Source organism: Pseudaminobacter sp. Soil_N_29, assembly GCF_057656055.1.
In genome coordinates, this window is the sequence record NZ_JBDGLC010000011.1 from 62182 (window position 1) to 82448 (window position 20267).

Annotated in this window: 18 protein-coding genes; 13 read left to right on the forward strand and 5 right to left on the reverse strand. The window is 65.7% G+C overall.

From position 1 onward, the window contains the following. Together cueR and copM are read left to right on the forward strand one after the other, a co-directional pair. On the forward strand, positions 1 to 447 hold the full coding sequence (gene cueR, locus AC3A4H_RS21550; protein WP_487768543.1) for a Cu(I)-responsive transcriptional regulator: 447 nt from the start codon (positions 1 to 3) through the stop codon (positions 445 to 447). 13 nt (positions 448 to 460) lie between these two features. Further along, a complete protein-coding gene (copM, locus tag AC3A4H_RS21555) occupies positions 461 to 856 on the forward strand; it encodes a CopM family metallochaperone (protein WP_487768544.1) in 396 nt (131 codons plus the stop codon). 66 nt (positions 857 to 922) lie between these two features. Here the strand turns inward: copM and AC3A4H_RS21560 are convergent, their stop codons facing one another. Both AC3A4H_RS21560 and AC3A4H_RS21565 read right to left on the reverse strand, forming a co-directional pair. Then, positions 923 to 2089 (reverse strand): diphosphate--fructose-6-phosphate 1-phosphotransferase, encoded by a 1167-nt coding sequence (locus AC3A4H_RS21560; RefSeq protein WP_487768545.1) that lies wholly within the window; start codon positions 2087 to 2089, stop codon positions 923 to 925. Positions 2090 to 2305: 216 nt separating this feature from the next. Then, the gene (locus tag AC3A4H_RS21565; RefSeq protein ID WP_487768627.1) at positions 2306 to 3040 is read right to left on the reverse strand and encodes a L,D-transpeptidase; all 735 of its coding nucleotides are present in this window, start codon (positions 3038 to 3040) and stop codon (positions 2306 to 2308) included. Between the two features lie 491 nt (positions 3041 to 3531). Here AC3A4H_RS21565 and AC3A4H_RS21570 point away from each other — a divergent pair, with 491 nt between their 5' ends. The 4 genes from AC3A4H_RS21570 (at position 3532) to AC3A4H_RS21585 (ending at position 7948) form a co-directional block, all read left to right on the forward strand. After that, positions 3532 to 4155: a LysE family translocator gene (locus AC3A4H_RS21570; protein ID WP_487768546.1), complete on the forward strand. Its 624-nt coding sequence runs from the start codon at positions 3532 to 3534 to the stop codon at positions 4153 to 4155. Between the two features lie 183 nt (positions 4156 to 4338). After that, positions 4339 to 5793 (forward strand): xylulokinase, encoded by a 1455-nt coding sequence (xylB, locus tag AC3A4H_RS21575; RefSeq protein WP_487768547.1) that lies wholly within the window; start codon positions 4339 to 4341, stop codon positions 5791 to 5793. Beyond that, positions 5790 to 7100, forward strand: a complete 1311-nt coding sequence (gene xylA, locus AC3A4H_RS21580) for a xylose isomerase (protein ID WP_487768548.1) — start codon at positions 5790 to 5792, stop codon at positions 7098 to 7100. Before xylB ends, xylA begins: the two co-directional genes overlap by 4 nt. 77 nt (positions 7101 to 7177) lie before the next feature. Next, positions 7178 to 7948, forward strand: coding sequence for a TIGR01458 family HAD-type hydrolase (locus AC3A4H_RS21585; RefSeq protein WP_487768549.1), 771 nt, complete (start codon positions 7178 to 7180; stop codon positions 7946 to 7948). 281 nt (positions 7949 to 8229) lie between these two features. Here AC3A4H_RS21585 and AC3A4H_RS21590 read toward each other — a convergent pair whose 3' ends face one another. Continuing rightward, a complete protein-coding gene (locus AC3A4H_RS21590) occupies positions 8230 to 9210 on the reverse strand; it encodes a GlxA family transcriptional regulator (RefSeq protein ID WP_487768550.1) in 981 nt (326 codons plus the stop codon). Positions 9211 to 9333: 123 nt separating this feature from the next. On the opposite strand from AC3A4H_RS21590, the gene bcoG reads away from it, so the two are divergent. The 7 genes from bcoG (at position 9334) to AC3A4H_RS21625 (ending at position 17391) form a co-directional block, all read left to right on the forward strand. Further along, positions 9334 to 10251: a 3-dehydrocarnitine:acetyl-CoA trimethylamine transferase BcoG gene (gene bcoG, locus AC3A4H_RS21595; RefSeq protein ID WP_487768551.1), complete on the forward strand. Its 918-nt coding sequence runs from the start codon at positions 9334 to 9336 to the stop codon at positions 10249 to 10251. Positions 10252 to 10289: 38 nt separating this feature from the next. Then, positions 10290 to 10919 carry an HD domain-containing protein gene (locus AC3A4H_RS21600; protein WP_487768552.1) on the forward strand — a complete coding sequence of 210 codons (630 nt, stop codon included), beginning with the start codon at positions 10290 to 10292 and terminating at the stop codon, positions 10917 to 10919. Next, positions 10916 to 12001 (forward strand): carnitine 3-dehydrogenase, encoded by a 1086-nt coding sequence (locus tag AC3A4H_RS21605; RefSeq protein ID WP_487768553.1) that lies wholly within the window; start codon positions 10916 to 10918, stop codon positions 11999 to 12001. The genes AC3A4H_RS21600 and AC3A4H_RS21605 overlap by 4 nt, the downstream gene beginning before the upstream one ends. 260 nt (positions 12002 to 12261) lie before the next feature. Further along, entirely contained in the window at positions 12262 to 13425 is a 1164-nt protein-coding gene (locus AC3A4H_RS21610; protein ID WP_487768554.1) for an acyl-CoA dehydrogenase family protein, read from the forward strand. A 3-nt stretch (positions 13426 to 13428) separates the two neighbouring features. Further along, on the forward strand, positions 13429 to 15618 hold the full coding sequence (locus AC3A4H_RS21615) for an acetate--CoA ligase family protein (RefSeq protein ID WP_487768555.1): 2190 nt from the start codon (positions 13429 to 13431) through the stop codon (positions 15616 to 15618). 24 nt (positions 15619 to 15642) lie between these two features. Further along, entirely contained in the window at positions 15643 to 16425 is a 783-nt protein-coding gene (locus AC3A4H_RS21620) for a carnitinyl-CoA dehydratase (RefSeq protein ID WP_487768556.1), read from the forward strand. 24 nt (positions 16426 to 16449) lie between these two features. Further along, complete coding sequence (locus AC3A4H_RS21625) at positions 16450 to 17391, forward strand: alpha/beta hydrolase (RefSeq protein ID WP_487768557.1); 942 nt, start codon at positions 16450 to 16452, stop codon at positions 17389 to 17391. A gap of 375 nt (positions 17392 to 17766) precedes the next feature. Here AC3A4H_RS21625 and AC3A4H_RS21630 read toward each other — a convergent pair whose 3' ends face one another. Both AC3A4H_RS21630 and AC3A4H_RS21635 read right to left on the reverse strand, forming a co-directional pair. Then, positions 17767 to 19434 (reverse strand): ABC transporter ATP-binding protein, encoded by a 1668-nt coding sequence (locus tag AC3A4H_RS21630; RefSeq protein WP_487768558.1) that lies wholly within the window; start codon positions 19432 to 19434, stop codon positions 17767 to 17769. Further along, entirely contained in the window at positions 19427 to 20257 is an 831-nt protein-coding gene (locus AC3A4H_RS21635; protein ID WP_348780697.1) for an ABC transporter permease, read from the reverse strand. Before AC3A4H_RS21635 ends, AC3A4H_RS21630 begins: the two co-directional genes overlap by 8 nt. Positions 20258 to 20267: the final 10 nt, after the last annotated feature.

Here is a 20267-nt window from a genome sequence, read left to right on the forward strand (position 1 = left end):
ATGAATATCGGTGACGCATCGGAACGTTCCGGCCTGCCGGCCAAGACGATCCGCTACTACGAGGATATTGGCCTGCTGAAGCCCGGACGCGCCGAAAACGGCTATCGCGACTATTCGATGAGCGATGTCCATCGGTTGAAGTTCCTGCAGCGCTCGCGCAGCCTGGGGTTTTCGGTGGATGAGTGCCGCCAGCTCCTGTCGCTCTATGGCGACACCCATCGCGAAAGCGCTGACGTGAAGGCGCTCGCGGAGGTGAAGCTTGGCGAGATCGACCGCAAGATCGCCGAGCTGGAAAGCCTGCGCGAGACGCTGCGCCATCTCGTGCACAACTGCCACGGCGATGCGCGGCCGGAATGCCCGATCCTCGACGAACTCGCCGGCAGTCCGGAGGCCGCCTGCGGCGGCGCCGCCCGCGCAAATGACGAGGTTTCTCCCTCCAAGCATTGAAAAGGAAGATTTCATGAGTGTTCATCGCAAGCTTGCAGCCTTTTCGGCCGCGCTGTTCCTCGGTTTAGGCGTGGCCGGCGTTGCGCTGGCGCAGGAGACCCACGGTGGCCATGACATGAGCGGCATGGCCACGTCGGAGGGTGCGTCCGCGCCAGCGGCCGAGGGCTACACCGAGGCCATGGACAGGATGCACGAGACCATGGGCAAGATCGAATATACCGGCGATCCGGATGTCGACTTCGCACTCGGCATGATCCCGCATCACCAAGCCGCCATCGACATGGCCAGGGTTCAGCTCGAATACGGAAAGGACCCCGAAATCCGCAAGCTTTCTGAGGACATCATCAAGGCCCAGGAAGCCGAGATCAAGCAGCTCAACGAGTGGCTTGCCGCCCACAAGGCCAAGTAGCACGAAACTTCCCGCACGGGCGGCGGCGCCGCCGCTCGGGCCCCGCCGCTTTCGGACCGTTCCGGATCAGACGAAGGACTTGCCGATCTGGAATTTGGGCGGCACCAGGCGGTGCAGATATGCCATCCCAGCCTCGGAAATTTCGTTGGCGTCGGGCTTCAGGAAATCTTCCGGCATGTGGCGGGTCTTGCCGGCCACGGCGGTGAGCGGCACTCGGCTGATCACCGTCTTTTGGCCATCGAACTGAAGGGCCACGGAACCGCCGCCCTGCGCGGCCGTCTCCACCGCGAAAGCGCCTGCCTGAAATGCCTCGGCGGCGTCGGTGGCATTGATCGCGCCGATATAGCCGCGCGGCATGTAGCCGAGATTGTCCACGCGCGCCCGCTTGCCGGGCAGCGCCTCCTGCAGCCCACGCTCGATGGCCATGCTGAGATCGCTGCCGGAAAGCTTCACATTGCCGTGGTCATCGCGCTCCAGCCGCTCGGGCGGCACCAGGCTTTCCACCAGTGCCCTGCCATCCTCGGTCGTCACGCCCTCCGAGACGGCGACGACGCAGCGATTGTGGCGAGCAAGGGTCGCGCGCACGTCGTCGATGAAGCGCGGCATGGAAAAGGCGCGTTCCGGCACGTAGACCAGATGCGGCCCGCTGTGCTCGTCATAGCGCCATGCGGCGGCTGCTGCGGTCAGGAAGCCGGCATGCCGGCCCATGACGATGCCGACATAGACGCCGGGCAGGGCGCGGAAATCCAGGTCCACGCTCAGGAACGCGCCGGCGACGAATTCGGCCGCGGAGATGAAGCCCGGCGTGTGGTCGTTCTCGACCAGGTCGTTGTCGATGGTCTTGGGCGCATGCACGAAGGCGATCGATCCGCCCGAGGCGTCGGCGAGAATTTGTTGCGTGCCGGCGGTGTCGTTGCCGCCAATGTAGATGAAGGCGTCCGCCTTCTCCTTCTGCAGCCCCTTCAGGATAAGCTCGCAATAGGCTTCGTCCGGCTTGTCGCGCGTGCTGCCGAGTGCTGCGCTCGGCGTCGCGGCAATCTGAAGAAGCTGCTCTTCCGGCAGGGCGGAGAGCTCGACAAAGTCGCCGTCGCGGATGCCGCGCACGCCATGGCGCGCGCCGAGCACGCGTGCGCCTCGATGGCGCTTGCGGATTTCCAGAACCGCCCCGGCCATGGTCTGGTTGATCACGGCCGTTGGCCCGCCACCCTGCGCGATCACGAATGTCTCGGCCATATCGGAAGTTCCTCTGCCTGTTGCCCCCGGCATTGTCGCGTGGCGGCGGGCCTTGCGCAATATGGCGGCAGGTAAACTCTGCAATCGTGCCAACGCTTACATCGATTGAACGCCAGCCTGGCCAAGCTGGAGCGTGCGCGCCTTCGCAGACCGGGCAAGACGACCGCTCCGGCCGGCTCTCGACCGATGCTTTCCCGCGGGAGGAGAGTCTGACAGCTAAACGACGACGATGGGCGTTCCGGGCGGCACGCGGTTGTAGAGGTCGATGACGTCCTGGTTGATCATGCGCACGCATCCCGACGAGACCGCCGTGCCGATGGACCACCATTCCGGCGAGCCGTGGACGCGGAACAGCGTGTCGCGCCCATCCTTGAAGATATAGAGCGCGCGGGCGCCGAGCGGGTTTGTCAGGCCGCCGGGCTGGCCGCCGCGGAATTTTTCCAGCTCCGGCCTTCTGCCGATCATCTCGGCCGGCGGCGTCCAGGTCGGCCATTCCTTCTTGTACTGGATGTTGGCGCGGCCGGACCAGACGAAGCCTTCCTTGCCGATGCCCACGCCGTAGCGGATGGCATCGCCTCCGGGCTGGACGAGATAGAGAAGCCGTTCCTGCAGATGCACGACGATGGTGCCGGGGCGTTCGCCGGTCGGGTCGACCACGATCTGGCGGCGGAATTTCTGGTTGATCTTCTCGAAGGGAACTTCCGGCAGCGTGTTGCCGCCGTCGGTGAAGGAGGCATACATCAGCTCCGGGCTCGTCACCTGCTTGTCGACGCTGATGCGCGGCCGGACGGAGCCGGTGGAAAAATCATCCACCTGGATGGCTGTGAGATCGACGGTTCGGGAGCAACCGGCGCCGAGCAGGGCGGAACCGAGGCCGATCAGCGCCGCCCGGCGCGAAACCGTTGCGGGTTGTTGCGGCTGGCAGTCGAGACAATTGGTCGAGGCGGACATATGCGACACGGGCACGATTCCACGATTGAACATGAGATGCTCGGGCGATCGCGAAACCCGCGATCGCAGCCGTTCGCATTTTCAGCAATCATGGTTGACAAAGCGTGAACCCCCGCTAGCTCCTTGGCCGGCATGGCTTTGCCCGAGCCGGTTGCCGGGCAGTGGCCACGAAACGCGGATCCATCTGCTGTGGCGACGCAGCAAGACCTCGCTTGCGTCACAATCTCGGCCAGCCTGCTTCCTACCCGTGGCGCCTGAACGAGAGGGAATCATGAGCAGGTCATTCACTACTGAACCGACGCGTTTCTTTGCCGGGTGCATGACTCAGGCAGCCGACGCGCACGAGGGCGCAGGCCGCGATTGCGCCGCCAGTCTGGAGCTCTCCTCATGAGCGGCAAAGCAAAACACGCCATGTCGGCGCATGATACTTTGCCCTTTACTTCTCCGCGCTGGCAGGGATTTATCCTTTCCTTCGAGCAAAGGAGATACCCATGCCGTTTGAAACCTGGGCAGCCTTCGCGGCGGCATCGGCCGTCCTCCTGATCATTCCCGGACCCACCATTCTGCTGGTGGTGTCCTATGCGCTGGGGCAGGGCTGGCGCACGGCCCTGCCCATGGCGGTTGGCGTCGCGCTCGGCGACTTCACCGCGATGACACTGTCGATGCTGGGCATCGGCGCGCTGCTGGCCGCTTCGGCCACGGTGTTCACCATCTTCAAATGGATCGGCGCGGCCTATCTCGTCTATCTCGGCATAAAGCTGTTTCGCGCCGGCGGCGCGTTGAATGCCGAACCGCGCACGGACGCCGCCTCGGCCGCGAAGATGATGGCGCATGCCTGGCTGGTTACCGCGCTCAACCCCAAGAGCATCACCTTCTTCGTCGCCTTCCTTCCGCAGTTCCTCGACCGCCACGCCGACTTCCTGACCCAGATGGTGATCTTCGAGGCCACCTTCCTGGCGCTCGCCTTCGCCAATGCCTTCGGCTACGCGCTGGTGGCGGCGCGGGCGCGCGAGCTGGTGCGCAATCCGCGCGCCATCGGCATCTTCAACAAGACTGGCGGCACGCTGCTGGTGGGCGCCGGCGTCGCTACGGTCGCGGTCAGGTCGGGCGGTTGACTGCGGGGGATCGGCTGTCTGCCGAAGAGATTTTTTACGAGCCTCGAAAAAATACCTTTCCCGCGCCGCCATATTTGTTATGAAACTGGGGAGGAGGAAAATCCGGCGCCGTTTCGCTGCGGGCGCCGGTAATGCGGTTGCCTGAGGCGCGGAGTGCTGCGCCAGGCCGGCGGGAGGGGGAGCATGTATCTCGGAATCGATCTCGGCACCTCCGGCGTCAAGGCGCTGCTGATCGACCAGGCGCAGGCGATCATCGCCTCGGCCACCGGCGCGCTCGAAGTCACGCGCCCGCATCATGGCTGGTCCGAGCAGGCGCCGGCCGACTGGATCCGCGCTACGGAGGGAGCCGTCGGCGCGCTGAAAGCCACCCACCCGCGCGAACTGGCCGCCGTCAGGGGCATCGGCCTCTCCGGCCAGATGCACGGCGCGACGCTGCTGGACACGGGCGACAAGGTTCTTCGGCCGTGCATCCTGTGGAACGATACGCGAAGCCATGTCGAGGCGGCCGGGCTCGACGCCGATCCACGGTTCCGCGAGATCACCGGCAACATTGTGTTTCCCGGTTTCACGGCGCCAAAACTCGCCTGGGTCAAAAACAACGAACCGGAACTTTTCGGCAGGGTCGCGAAGGTCCTGTTGCCAAAGGATTTCCTGCGCCTGTGGCTCACCGGCGAGCATGTTTCGGAAATGTCGGATGCGGCCGGCACGTCGTGGCTCGACGTCGCGGCGCGGCGCTGGTCGCCGGAGCTGCTGGCTGCGACCCGGCTCGACGAGCGTCACATGCCGCGTCTGGTCGAAGGCACCCAGGTCTCGGGCATGCTGCGCCCGGAGCTTGCGGCCGACTGGGGCATGGGGGCGAGCGTGGTTGTCGCCGGCGGCGCGGGCGACAACGCGGCCTCGGCCTGCGGCATGGGCACGGTCCGGGCCGGTCACGCCTTCGTCTCGCTCGGCACGTCGGGCGTGCTGTTTGCCGCAAACGGCTCTTATCTCCCCAACCCGGAAAGTGCGGTGCACACCTTCTGCCACGCGCTGCCGTGCACCTGGCACCAGATGGGCGTGATCCTGTCGGCGACGGATTCGCTGAACTGGCTGGCGGATATAACCGGGCGGAGTGCCGCCGAGCTGACCGGCGAACTGGGCGAGCGGCTGAGGGCGCCGTCGGAAGTTTCGTTCCTGCCTTATCTCTCGGGCGAACGCACGCCTCATAACGATGCCGGCATTCGAGGGGTCTTTGCCGGCCTCGACCGTCAGTCGGGCCGCGCGGCCCTCACGCAGGCCGTGCTCGAAGGCGTGGCCTTTGCCTTCCGCGACAGCCTCGAGGCGCTACAGACGGCCGGCACCAGGCTCACGCGGGTCACCGCGATCGGGGGCGGCTCGCGCTCGCGCTACTGGCTGAAGGCAATCGCCACGGCGCTCGGGGTGCCGGTCGACCTGCCGGCCGACGGGGATTTCGGCGCGGCCTTCGGTGCGGCGCGGCTCGGGCTGATTGCAGCCGAGGGCGCCGACCCCGCAGAAATTTGCGCCGCGCCGGCGACGGCCGAAACCATCGAACCAGATGCGGCGCTGGGCGAGGCCTACGCCGCCGCCTATCGGCGCTATCGCGCACTCTATCCGGCAATCAGAGGAGTTTCATCGTGAGCACTGGCTTTTTCGGCGACATCAAGCCCGTCAGATATGAAGGTCCCGACAGCGCCAATCCGCTGGCCTATCGCTTCTACAATCCCGACGAGATCGTGCTGGGCAAGCGCATGGAGGACCATCTGCGCTTTGCTGTCGCCTACTGGCACTCCTTCACCTGGCCCGGCGGCGACCCGTTCGGCGGCCAGACTTTTGAGCGGCCGTGGTTCGGCGACACGATGGATTTCGCCAGGCAGAAAGCCGATGTGGCGTTCGAGATGTTCTCGCTGCTCGGCGTTCCCTATTTCTGCTTCCACGACGCCGATGTGCGCCCCGAGGCGGACAATTTTGCCGAAAGCGCGGCCCGTCTCGACGAGATCGGCGACTATTTTGCCGGCAAGATGAGCAAGACCGGCGTCAAGCTGCTGTGGGGCACAGCGAACCTGTTCTCCAACCGCCGCTACATGGCCGGCGCGGCCACCAATCCCGATCCGGACGTGTTCGCCTATGCCGCCGCGACGGTGAAGAGGTGCATCGACGTCACCAAGCGGCTGAACGGCGAGAACTATGTGCTGTGGGGCGGGCGCGAGGGCTATGAGACGCTGCTCAACACCGACATGGGCCGCGAGCTCGACCAGATGGGCCGCTTCCTGTCGCTGGTGGTCGACTACAAGCACAGGATCGGTTTCAAGGGCACGATCCTGATCGAGCCGAAGCCGCAGGAGCCGACCAAGCACCAGTACGACTTCGACGTCGGCACGGTATACGGCTTCCTCAAGCGCTACGGCCTTGAGAACGAGGTGAAGGTCAATATCGAGCAGGGCCACGCCATTCTCGCCGGCCATTCCTTCGAGCACGAACTGGCGCTCGCCAATGCGCTCGGCATCTTCGGCTCCATCGACATGAACCGCAATGACTACCAGTCGGGCTGGGACACCGACCAGTTCCCCAACAACGTGCCGGAGATGGCGCTGGCTTATTACCAGATCCTCCTGGGCGGCGGCTTCAAGACCGGCGGCACCAATTTCGACGCCAAGCTGCGCCGGCAGTCGCTCGATCCGGAAGACCTGCTGATTGCCCATATCGGCGGCATGGATTGCTGCGCACGCGGGCTGAAGGCAGCGGCCAGGATGATCGAGGACAGGGCTCTGTCGGACCCGCTGGAGGCGCGTTATGCCGGCTGGAAGTCGCCCGAGGCGAGCGCGATGCTCTCCGGTAAGCTGACGCTGGAGGACATCGCCGAGCGCGTGGTGAAGAACGAGATCGAGCCGCGGCCGAAATCTGGCCGCCAGGAATTTTTGGAGAATGTCGTCAACCGCTACGTCTGATGCCGGGCGGCGGTGGCCGCCCGCATTCGACTTGCGTCCGGTTTGACGCAAGGCCGCCCATTCGCCATGCTTCGGCGATGCTACGCGGCGTGCTGCTGGATCTTGCCGGGGTGCTCTATGACGGCGACAGCCCGATAGAAGGGGCTGCCGACGCCGTCCGTCGATTACGCGAGGCCGGGCTGCCTCTGCGCTTCGTCAGCAACACGACCCGCTCGACCAAGCAGATGGTGCTGGAGCGGCTGCACAGGCTCGGCATCGAGGTGGATGCCGCCGAACTGTTCACGCCCGCGCAAGCCGCGCGCGGCTGGCTCGCGGCGCATGGCTGCTCGGCGCATCTACTGATCCACCCCGATCTGGAGCCGGACTTTCGTGACATGCCGGCCGGCGAGCGGCTTGCTGTCGTTATCGGCGATGCGGCAAACGCCTTCGACTATGCGAGCCTCAATGCGGCCTTTCGCGCCCTCAACGACGGGGCCGAGTTTCTAGCTCTGGCCGACAACCGCGTCTTCAAGGACGACGACGGCAAGCTCAGCCTCGATGCCGGCCCCTTCGTCCGCGCGCTCGAATTCGCCTGCGGGCGGCCGGCGACCGTGCTCGGCAAGCCGTCGACGGGCTTTTTTCTCTCGGCGCTGGCGAGCATGGAATGCCTGCCGGAAGATGCGGTGATGGTGGGCGACGATGCGGAAGGCGATGTCGCCGGTGCCTTGCGCGCCGGGCTCGCCACGGCGCTGCTGGTGCGAACGGGCAAATACCGCGTCGGCGACGAAAGGCAGGTCGAGCCTGCGCCGACGGCGGTCGTGGCCGACATAACGGCGGCGGCCGAGTGGATACTGGCGCGTTGCAGCTAACATTGGCCAGGCAGTTCAGTTGCCCCGTCATCCTCGCGGCCTGACCGTCGAGCCCCGAGCGCAGCGAGAGGCGAGAAGGTCAGGATCGCGGGGATCCAGGCCTCGACGGTCATTTGATCCGAGACGTCTTTAAGCCAGGGCTTTGCCATTCCATGACCGGACTGCCGGATGAGAATCCGAGGCATGGGTCCCCGGAACCCGTCGCTACGCTGTCGCTGCGCTCGGGGCCCGAGGACGACGGAAGGGAGGTCAGCTAAGACTGGTAGCGGAACTCCTGTTGGCTACCGTCGCCGAAGCTGCGTCGGCGATATGTTGAACGCGTTCGAAAATGCCCGCGAAAAACCGGCGGCGCTGGAGAAGCCGGTGCGTGCGGCGATGTCGGCCATGGGCACGGCCGTGTCCACCACCAGCCGCCGTGCCGCGCTGAGCCGCAGGCGCAGATAATAGGCGCCGGGCGGCTCGCCGATCGACTTGCCGAAGATCTTCTCCAGCGCGCGGCTGGTCACGCCGGTGCGTCGGGCGATGGCCGAGATGGTGAGCGGCTGGTCGATATGCGCTTCCATCAGGCGGATCGCCTGCGCCAGCCGCGGGTCGTAGCCGTCGAGCCGGCCGAGCGAAACCAGCGGCTGCGCATCGGTCGCCGCGCGTGCCTGGTCGTAGATGAAGACGCTGGCGACATCGAGCGCCACCGCCATGCCGAGGCGGGAGCGGATGAGATGCAGCATCAGGTCGAAGGTGGGCGAGGCGCCTCCGCTCGTGAAGATCGGCCCGTCGATGATGTAGCGGTCGGGCCGCACGTCGACGCCCGGGAAGGCGGCGGTGAAATCCTCCATGTCTTCCCAGTGCGTGGTGGCGCTGCGGCCTTCCAGCAGTCCGGCGCGGCCGACGAGCCAGGTGCCGGCCTCGATGCCGCCCACCGCGCGCGCCGAGCGGGCTACGCGGCGCAGGCCGGCGAGCAGGGCAGGGGTGCCCTGGTTCTTGGTGCCGAAGCCGCCGATGATGCCCAGCATGTCGGTCTTTTCCGCCGGATCGAATTTTCCACTGACCGCCACCGGCAGGCCGGATGTGGTGACCGGCGGCTCGCCGTCGACCGAAAGCAGCTTCCAGTCGAACAGCGTCTCGCCAGAAACGCGGTTGGCCGCGCGCAGCGGATCGACGGCGGACGCTACGCACATGATGGAGCAGCCGGAGAAAACCAGCATCGTCACCTTGAGCGGCGAACGGTCGGGAAGAAAGATTGAGGGCTTTTCGCTTTTCATCAATGCGAGTTCGTAAAGTGCAAAGCAGTGCCGCGCAAGGGAGGCAATGATCGCGATGGAGGAACGGCGCGATATCCGGGGCTTGTGCAACCGGATGGCAGACGCGCCGATCGACTGGAGGAATTAATGCCGCTTTCCATGAATCGCGAGGTCTTCATCACCTGTGCCGTGACCGGCTCGGGCGGAACGCAGGACCGTAGCCCGCATGTGCCACGCTCGCCCAAGCAGATCGCCGAATCGGCCATCGAGGCGGCCAAGGCCGGTGCGGCCATCGTCCACTGCCACGTCCGCGACCCCGAGACGGGCAAGCCGCGCCGCGACGTGCACCTCTACCGCGAGGTGACCGAGCGTATTCGCGACGCCAATGTCGACGTGGTGCTGAACCTGACTGCCGGCATGGGCGGCGACATGGTGTTCGGTCCGGTCGAGTCCCCGCTGCCGCTCAAGGAGCAGGGCACCGACATGGGCGGCGCCTCGAACCGCATGGAGCATGTGCGCCAGTGCCTGCCCGAGATCTGCACGCTCGACTGCGGCACGATGAACTTCAACGAAGCCGACTATGTCATGACCAACACGCCCGGCATGCTGCGCGCCATGGGCGGCATGATGACCGAGCTGGGCGTCAAGCCCGAGATCGAAGCGTTTGACACGGGCCACCTGTGGTTCGCCAAGCAGCTGGTTTCGGAAGGCGTGTTGAAGCCCGACGCGCTGGTGCAGCTGTGCATGGGCGTGCCGTGGGGCGCCCCGGACGACCTCAACACCTTCATGGCCATGGTCAATAACGTGCCGTCGGACTGGAACTGGTCGGCCTTCTCGCTCGGCCGCAACCAGATGGCCTATGCAGCGGCCGCAGTGATTGCCGGCGGCAATGTCCGCGTCGGCCTCGAGGACAATCTGTGGCTCGACAAGGGCGTGCTGGCCACCAATGCGCAGCTGGTCGACCGCGCTGTCGGCATCATCGAGCGCATGGGCGCCCGTGTGATCGGGCCGGAGGAAGTGCGCCAGAAGCTGAACCTCACCAAGCGCGCGCCTTTGCCGGCATAAACCGGCAAAGGTTCCAGGCGGAGAAGGGAGGAGACGCCATGGAAACGGTCAAGTTCACGGCGATGAAGGATGGCGACCGCGAGGACTACGCCTTCCTCACCGAGCACGAGATCGAGTTCGCCGCCAAGACCGGCGGGCGCCTTCTCGACGCGCTGGTGAAGCTCGACGAGAGCCTGTCGGGCTACAAGGTGACGCGGCTTGGCCACTCGGTTCAGGCGGCCACCCGTGCCTGGCGCGATGGCGCCGACGACGACTGGGTCGTCTGCGCCCTCCTGCACGACATCGGCGACATCTATGCGCCTTACAACCACGACGAATATGCGGCCGCGATCCTGCGGCCGTTCGTTCGCGAGCAATGCCACTGGGTGGTCGAGAAGCACGGGGATTTCCAGCGCCTCTATTACGCGCATCACGTCGGCGGCAATCGCCATGCGCGCGACAGGTTTGCCGGGCATCCCTATTACGACGACTGCGACCGGTTCTGCGAGCGGTGGGACCAGTCGAGCTTCGACCCCGACTTTGACACCCTGCCGCTCGATTTCTTCCGGCCCATGGTGGAGAAGGTGTTCTCCCGCCAGGCCTACGATCCCGCGGTCATCCGCGTCGGCGAGCGCGTCGCGCTCGTCAATCCCGAAATAGCCAGCCAAAGAGCCGGAGCATCCGCATGAGCAGTATCAAGAAAGCAGCCGCCATCGGCGGCGGAGTCATTGGCGCGGGCTGGGTCGCGCGTCTGTTGCTGAACGGCATCGACGTTGCGATCTACGATCCCGATCCCGAGGCCTCGCGCAAGGTCGACGAGGTGATGAAGGGCGCGCGCCGCGCCTACAAGCAGATGCTGCCCGGCGGCCTGCCCAAGGAAGGCAAGCTGACCTTCGCCAAGACCATCGCCGAGGCGGTGACGGGTGCCGACTTCATCCAGGAAAGCGTGCCGGAACGGCTCGACATCAAGCACAAGGTGCTGGCCGAGATCGACGCGCATGCCCCGGCCGACGCGCTGATCGGCTCGTCCACCTCCGGCATCAAGCCCACCGACATGCAGCCGGCGCTGAAGCATCCGGAACGTCTGGTCGTCGGCCATCCGTTCAACCCGGTCTATCTGCTGCCGCTGGTGGAAATCGTCGGCGGCGAGAAGACCACGCCCGCCTTCATCGACAAGGCGCGCGAACTCTACGCCTCAATCGGGATGAAGCCGGTGGTGATCCGCAAGGAAATCGAGGCCTTCGTCGGCGACCGCCTGCTGGAAGCAGCATGGCGCGAGGCGCTGTGGCTGATCAAGGACGGCATCTGCTCGGTCGAGGAACTCGACGACATCATGCGCTACTCCTTCGGCTTGCGCTGGGCGCAGATGGGCATGTTCCAGGTCTATCGCATCGCCGGCGGCGAGGCGGGCATGCGCCACTTCATGGCCCAGTTCGGCCCGTGCCTGTCCTGGCCGTGGACGAAGCTGATGGACGTGCCGGAGTTCAACGACGAGCTGGTCGATCTCATCGCCGGCCAGTCTGACGAGCAGTCCGACAAGTGGTCGATCCGCGAGCTGGAAAAGATCCGCGACGACAACCTCGTCGCCATCATGGAAGCGCTGGGCAAGCAGAACAAAGGCAAGGGGTGGGGCGCTGGCGAACTGCACAACGACTACACCAAGCGCCTCGCAAAACTGGCCGCCAAGAAGCCGGTTTCGAAGGCTGCCGCCAGGGCAAAGGCCGAGAAGCCGGTGAAGAAGGCGGCGGCGAAGAAGAGGGCCGCGGCGTAAGGTTCGTGTCGCTGAGGTTTTCGACCCCCACTCCGTCGCGCTGCGCGCGACACCTCTCCCCCGATCGACGGGGGAGAGGAAAGACCGGCGGCGCGCCTTCATCTCGCGATTGCTGTTCGGGGGTCGAGCTGCACAGCTTACACGGTTGAAACGCCCTTCCTCTCCCCCGTCGATCGGGGGAGAGGTGGTTTGCGAAGCAAACCGGAGTGGGGGTCGAATTCAAGGTGGCTGTACCGAGCCACTTGCATGGGAGGTTAATCATGGATTTCGGGCTTACCGAAGAACAGCGCCTGATCGTCGACACGACGCGGGCCTTTGTCGAAAACGAACTCTACCCGCATGAAGCGGAAGTCGAGCGCACCGGCCACCTGCGTCGTGAGCTGATCGACGAGATCAAGGCCAAGGCGATCGAGGCCGGTCTCTATGCCGCCAACATGCCAGCCGAAGTCGGTGGCGCGGGCCTCGATACGCTGACCTGGCTGCTCTACGAAAAGGAACTCGGCCGCGCCAACTATGCGCTGCACTGGACCTGCGTGGCGCGTCCGTCGAACATCCTGCTCGCCGGCACCGACGAGCAAAAGGAAAAATACCTCTACCCGTGCATCCGCGGCGAGAAGTGGGACTGCCTGGCCATGACCGAGCCGGGCGCGGGCTCCGACCTGCGCGGGATGAAAGCGAGTGCGGTGCAGGACGGCGACGATTTTGTCCTTAACGGCACCAAGCATTTTATCTCCCACGCCGACATTGCCGATTTCGCCATCGTCTTCATGGCTTCGGGCGAGGAGGATTCTCCGCGCGGCAAGCGCAAGAAGATCACCGCCTTCTTCGTCGACAAGGGCACGCCGGGCTTCACCGTGCGTGACGGCTATCGCAACGTCTCGCATCGCGGCTACACCAATTCTGTCCTCGAATTCGACAACTGCCGCCTGCCCAAGAGCCAGGTGCTGGGCGAGGTCCACAAGGGCTTTGAGGTCGCCAATAGCTGGCTGGGCGCAACCCGCCTGCAGGTCGCCTCGACCTGTCTCGGACGTGCCGAGCGCGCGCTCGGCCATGCCATCGAATATGCCGCCCAGCGCGAGCAGTTCGGCCAGCAGATCGGCAAGTTCCAGGGCGTTTCCTTCAAGCTCGCCGACATGGCGACGGAGCTGAAGGCGGCGGAGCTGCTCACCCGCGAAGCCGGCTGGAAATATGACCAGGGCACCGTGACCGACCAGGACATGGCCATGGCCAAGCTCAAGGCTACCGAGGTTCTGGCCTTCATCGCCGACGAGGCGATCCAGATCCATGGCGGCATGGGCCTGATGGACGACCTGCCGCTGGAGCGCATCTGGCGCGACGCCCGCGTCGAGCGCATCTGGGAAGGCACGTCGGAAATCCAGCGCCACATCATCAGCCGCGCCCTGCTGCGCGCCGTGGGAGGCTGAGCCATGCTGCGTCTTGAACGGCTCCTGCGCCCCAAATCGATTGCGGTCATCGGGGGCGGCTCGTTCGCGCCCAATGTCGTCAAGCAGTCGCTGAAGATGGGCTTTGCCGGCGACATCTGGCCGGTGCACCCCAAGCGCGACGAGGTGGAAGGCGTGAAGGCCTACGCCTCCGTCGCCGACCTGCCGGGCGCGCCCGACGCCGTCTTCATCGGCGTCAACCGCTTCGCCACCATCGACATCGTGCGGGAGCTTGCTGCGCTCGGCGCGGGCGGGGCAATCTGCTTTGCCTCCGGCTTCCTCGAAGCCGGCGCCGACGACGAGGATGGCGAGCGGCTGCAGGCCGAGCTGGTCGCGGCCGCGGGCTCTATGCCCGTGATCGGGCCGAACTGCTATGGCCTGATCAACTATGCCGACGGCGCCCTTCTGTGGCCCGACCAGCATGGCGGCCAGCGGCTGGAGCCGGGCACGCGCGGGGTGGCGATCATCACCCAGTCGTCCAACATCGCCTGCAACATCACCATGCAGCAGCGCGGCCTGCCCATCTCCTTCCTGATGACGGCCGGCAACCAGGCGCAGACGGGCCTTTCCGAAATGGCGCTCGGCCTGATCGAGGACGAGCGCGTTTCCTGTCTTGGCCTGCACATCGAGGGTTTCGACAAGGTCGACGGCTTCGAGCGGCTGGCAGCAAGGGCGCGCGAGCTGAAGAAACCGATCGTCGCAATGAAGGTCGGCCGCTCCGAACAGGCGCGTGCCGCCACCGTGTCGCACACCGCCTCGCTGGCGGGATCGGACGCAGCGTCCGACGCCTTCCTCAAGCGCCTCGGCATTGCGCGGGTCAACTCGATCCCGTCCTTCCTCGAGACGCTGAAGCTTCTGCACGCCTTCGGGCCGCTTCCCGGCTACACGCTGTCTTCGATGAGCTGCTCGGGCGGCGAGGCTTCGGTGATGGCCGACAGCGCGGAAGGCCGCAAGGTGCGCTTCCCCAAGCTCACCCAGGAGCACTGGTCGCGGGTGAAGTCGACGCTCGGTTCCTTCGTGGCGGTGGCCAATCCGCTCGACTACCACACCTTCATCTGGAACAACGAACCGGCCATGACCGACACGTTTACGGCGATGGTGTCGGGCGGGTTCGACCTCAACATGCTGGTGCTCGATTTCCCGCGCAATGACCGCTGCTCGGACGCGGACTGGTGGCCGACGGTGCGCGCCTTCGAGTCGGCTCTGAGCACCAACAAGGCGCGCGGCGCCATCGTCGCCTCGATGCTGGAAAACGTCACCGAAGCCCATGCAGCCGAACTGTTCAAGCGCGGCATCGTGCCCCTGCAGGGCATCGTCGAAGCAATGGATGCGGCGGAGGCTGCGGCGTTTATCGGTGAGGCGTGGAGCCGACCCTCTACCTCCCCCTTGTGGGGAGGTCGCGCCGAAGGCGCGGGTGGGGGTAAGGCCGGCGACACCACCCCCACCCCGGCGCTTCGCGCCGACCCTCCCCACAAGGGGGAGGGTAAGGTGGCTCCCGACGAGGCCGAAGCCAAGGCGCTTCTCCGTTCTGCCGGTCTGGCAGTGCCCCAGGGTGCGCGTCCAGCCAGCGTGGCGGAGGCTGTCGCGGCTGCCGAAATGCTCGGCTTCCCCGTCGCGCTCAAGGCTTTGGGCGTCGCCCACAAGAGCGAGCTTGGCGCAGTAAAACTCAACCTCAAGACTACCGAAGACGTGCAGGCGACCGCCGAGGCTCTGCTGCCGCTCGGCACTGGCCTTTATGTCGAGCGCATGGTGGAGGGCGGCGTTGCCGAGCTGATCGTCGGCGTCACGCGCGATGCGCTGTTCGGTCCGGTCATGACCGTGGGCACCGGCGGCGTTTGGGTCGAGCTGCTCAAGGACAGCGCCACGCTGCTTTTGCCGGCATCGCGCGAAGAGGTCGAGGCGGCGCTGAAGAGCCTGCGACTCTACCCGCTGCTCGACGGCTATCGCGGCCGCGCCAAGGCCGACGTGTCGGCTGCGGTGGACGCGATCCTCGCCATTTCGCGCTTCGTCCAGGAACGTGCGGGCACGATCGAGGAACTCGACGTGAACCCGCTGATCGTCTGCGGCGAGGGCAAGGGCGCCTGGATCGCCGACGCGCTTCTGGTGACGAACGAAGGCGAAGCGGCAGCGGCCGCTTCCCACGAGAAGAAGGTTGCGGTTGCGGCCGAAGGCTGAGCTGCCAGGGAGGTTTCCAAATAAATGTCCGATGTCGTAAAGACCCGGCGCGAAGGCGCCATTCTGGAAGTCACGCTCGACAGGCCCAAGGCCAATGCGATCGACCTCGCCACCTCGCGCCAGATGGGCCTGACCTTCCAGGCCTTCCGCGACGACCCGGAACTGCGGGTCTGCATCGTCAAGACGGCCGGCGAAAAGTTCTTCTCCGCCGGCTGGGACCTGAAGGCCGCCGCCAATGGCGATGCGGTCGACGGCGACTATGGCGTCGGCGGCTTTGGCGGCCTGCAGGAACTGCGCGACATGAACAAGCCGGTCATCGCCTGCGTCAACGGCATGGCGGTGGGCGGCGGCTTCGAGCTGGCGCTGTCCTGCGACCTCATCTACGCCTCCGAGCATTCCTCCTTCGCGCTGCCGGAAATCAAGGCCGGCACGCTGGCCGATGCGGCGACGATTAAGCTACCCAAGCGCATTCCCTACCATGTCGCCATGGACCTGTTGCTGACCGGCCGCTGGATGGATGCGGCCGAGGCGCATCGCTGGGGCCTCGTCAACGAGGTGCTGCCGGCCGACAAGCTGGAAGACCGCGTTTGGGAGATCGCCCGCCTGCTTGCCGGCGGCCCGCCGCTGGTCTTCGCCTCGATCAAGGAAGTGGCCCGCAAGGCCGAGGCGATGGAGTTCCAGGACGCCATGAACTGGATCACCAAGCGCAAGTTCCGTACCGTCGACGAGCTCTACGCCTCGGAAGACAACATGGAAGGCTTTCGAGCGTTTGCCGAAAAGCGCGACCCGGTGTGGAAGGGCAAATAGCATAGCAGTGCAGGAGGACGACCGATGACCGACTACAGCAAGCTGATCGATGCGGAGACATGGGCCTTCATCGACCGCACCAACAGCTTTTACCCGCCGGATGCGGTCGACCACAGCGTGGAGGAGCAGCGGCGCACCTATGACCGGATGTGCCGCGAGTTCCACGCCGGCTATCCGGAAAGCGTGACGGCGGCGGACTCTGCCGTCGAAACGCCGACCCACAAAATCCCGGTCCGCATCTATCGAAACGCCGAGCCGAACGACGCGGCGGTGGTGCTCTATTTCCACGGCGGCGGTTTTATCCTCGGCGGGCTCGACAGCCACGACGACGTCTGCGCCGAAATCTGCGAGCGTACCGGCTATGAGGTGGTGTCGGTCGACTACCGCCTGGTGCCGGAGCACATTCATCCGGCGGCCTATGACGATTGCCGCGCCGCCTTCGAATGGGCGGCGAAGACCTATACGCAGCCGATTGTTCTGTGCGGCGACAGTGCCGGCGGCAATCTGGCCGCAGGCGTTTCGCACACCACGCGTGGGCATGCCCGCGCGCCGATCGGGCAGGTGCTGATCTATCCCGGCTTCGGCGGCAAGCTTGGACAGGGCTCCTATGTGACCCATGCCGAGGCGCCGCTACTGACCGTGCGCGACATGGACTATTACAAGCAGATGCGCTCGGGCGGTAAGGACGTGTCGAAGGATGCCACTTTCGCAGCCTTCAACGACAGCGATTTTTCCGGCCTGCCGCCCACGGTCATCATCTCCGCCGAATGCGATCCGCTGTCGGACGACGGCCGCGACTATCGCGACCGGGTGCTTGCCAATGGCGGCAAGGCCTGGTGGTTCAACGAGCCGGGCCTGGTGCATGGCTATCTGCGCGCCCGCCACACGGTGGGCAGGGCGCGGGAGAGCTTTACGCGGATCGTGGATGCGGTGCGCGCGCTTGGAAAGGGTGACTGGCCGTATTGAGCGGGCGCAATACCTCCCCCTTGAGGGGAGGACGCATCCGAGCGCAGCGAAAGATGCGGGTGGGGTCATCGCGGCAGCGCGCGACCCCTTGAACCTTCGACTTCGAAAAAAGGTAATGCCGCGCACTGCGGCGATGACCCCTCCCATCCGCTTCGCTCGGCACTGCCGGCCCTCCGCTATGGCTCCGGGCGTTCGTCGTTCGAAAAGCCAAGTCGTTGGCTTTTCGTGGCCTCCGCCCACCACTCCTCACCCCCTCAAAGGGGAGGATAGTCGCGCCCTGCCGCATCGCCACGCCCGGTTTTCACCGTCTGACCCAGGATGACGCAACGGCCCGGCGCCCGCGGCGCGCCAACGCGCGCCGCTTCGTGAGCAAGGTCAGTTGCCGGCGCTTTCCATGCGTCGGCCGGCGATGGCCTTTTCCAGCCAGCCCACTTCCATCTCCGGCACGGAGGAGAGCAGCAGGTCGGTGTAGGCGTCGAAGGGCGGCTTCAGCACTTCGCTCTTGGGGCCATAGCGCACGATCTCGCCGCGATACATAACCGCGATGGAATCGGCGATGGCCTTCACGGTTGCGAGGTCGTGGGTGATGAAGAGATAGGCGACTTGTTCTTCCTTCTGCAGTTCGAGCAGAAGCTGAAGGATGCCGTGCGCCACCAGCGGGTCGAGCGCTGAGGTGACCTCGTCGCAGATGATGAGGCTCGGCTTTGCCGCCAGCGCCCGGGCGATGCAGACGCGCTGCTTCTGGCCGCCGGACAATTCGGCCGGGTAGCGGTCCACAAATCCCTTGCCCATCTCGATCTTGTCGAGCAGCTCGGCCACGCGCCTGTCGCGCTCGCGCCCGCGCAGGCCGAAATAGAACTCCAGCGGCCGGCCGATGATGGTGCCTACCGTCTGGCGCGGGTTCATCGCCACGTCGGCCATCTGGTAGATCATCTGCAGCTGGCGCAGGTCTTCCTTGCTGCGGTCGGCCAGCCGGTTGGGAAGGGAGCGTCCGCCGAAGGTGATGCTGCCTTCGAGCGGCGGCAACAGGCCGGTGATGGCGCGGCCGAGCGTCGACTTGCCCGAGCCGGATTCACCCACCACAGCCAGCGTCTGGCCAGCGGGAATGTCGACCGAGACGTTCTTCAAGACCTTGATGGCGCCGCCGCCATAGGCCGCGGTAACGTTCTTGACCGACAGGGCCGGGGCCTTGCCGGGCGCGTGCTCCTCGTGCTCGATCTGGTGAACCGAGACCAGCTGGCTGGTGTATTCCTGCGTGGGCCGGGTGATGATCTGGCGCGTATCGCCCCATTCCACCAGCTTGCCGTGGCGCAGCACCGCGATCTCGTCGGCCACCTGCGCCACCACGGCGAGGTCGTGGGTGATGTAGAGCGCGGCGACGCCGGTGTCGCGGATCGCCTCCTTGATCGCCGCCAGCACGTCGATCTGGGTGGTGACGTCGAGCGCGGTGGTTGGCTCGTCGAAGACGATCAGGTCGGGCTCGGAGCAGAGCGCCATGGCGGTCATGACGCGCTGCAGCTGGCCGCCGGAGACCTGGTGCGGGAAGCGATTGCCGATATTTTCCGGGTCCGGCAGGCTGAGCTTGCGGAACAGGTTCACCGCGCGCTTCTCGGCCTCGGCGCGGCTGCAGACGCCGTGCTTGAGCGAGGCCTCCACCACCTGCTTCATCAGCCGGTGGGCGGGGTTGAAGGCAGCCGCCGCCGACTGCGCGACATAGCAGACCTCGCGCCCGCGCAAGGCGCGCAGGCCGCGCTTGCCGCCCCTGAGGATGTCGCGGCCGTTGAGGACGACCTCGCCGCCGGTGATGCGCACGCCGCCGCGACCGTAGCCCATCGAGGACAGGCCGATTGTGGACTTGCCGGCACCCGATTCGCCGATGAGCCCGAGCACTTTGCCGCGCTCGAGCGACACCGACACACCATCGACGATGACGATGTTGCGCGGCGCTTCGCCCGGCGGATAGACGGTGGCCTCGATCTTGAGATTGCGGATGTCGAGCAGCTTGCCCGCTGCGCCGGCGGTTTGGGATACGAGCCTATCCATTGCCGCGGCCTCCCTTCAGGTCGGTGGTGCGGTTGAGGATCCAGTCGGCCACAAGGTTGACCGAGATGGCCAGCACCGCGATTGCGGCGGCAGGGATGAGGGCGGCCGGAATGCCGAACACGATGCCTTCCTTGTTTTCCTTGACCATGCCGCCCCAGTCGGCCTCCGGCGGTTGCACGCCGAGGCCGAGGAAGGACAGCGCCGACAGGAACAGCACGGCAAAGATGAAGCGCAGGCCAAGCTCCGCCACCAGCGGCGAAAGCGCGTTGGGCAGGATCTCGCGGAAAATGATCCAGCCGCGGCCTTCCCCGCGTAGCTTGGCCGCCTCCACATAGTCCATGACGTTGATGTCGACGGCGACCGCGCGGGCAAGGCGGTAGACGCGGGTGGAATCGAGCACGCCCATGACCAGGATCAGCGTCGCGATATTAGCCGGTAGCACCGAGAGCACCACCAGCGCGAAGATGAGCGTGGGGATAGACATCAGGAGATCGACGCCGCGCGACATGGTCTGGTCGAGCCAGCCGCCGATGACCGCGGCGGTGAAGCCGAGGATCGAGCCCATGGTGAAGGACAGGGCGGTGGCGAGGGCCGCAATCAGGATGGTTGTGCGCGCGCCAAAGATCATGCGCGAGAGCAGGTCGCGGCCGAGATTGTCGGTGCCCAGCCAGTGGGTGGACGACATCGGCTCCCACACGTCGCCGACGATGGCCGCGTTGGGGAAGGGCGCCACCCAGGGCGCGAAGACGGCGGCGAAGACGAACACGCCGGTGACGATGAGCCCCAGCCAGGCGCTCAGCGGAATGTTTTTCAAGGTCAGCATCTTCCCGTCC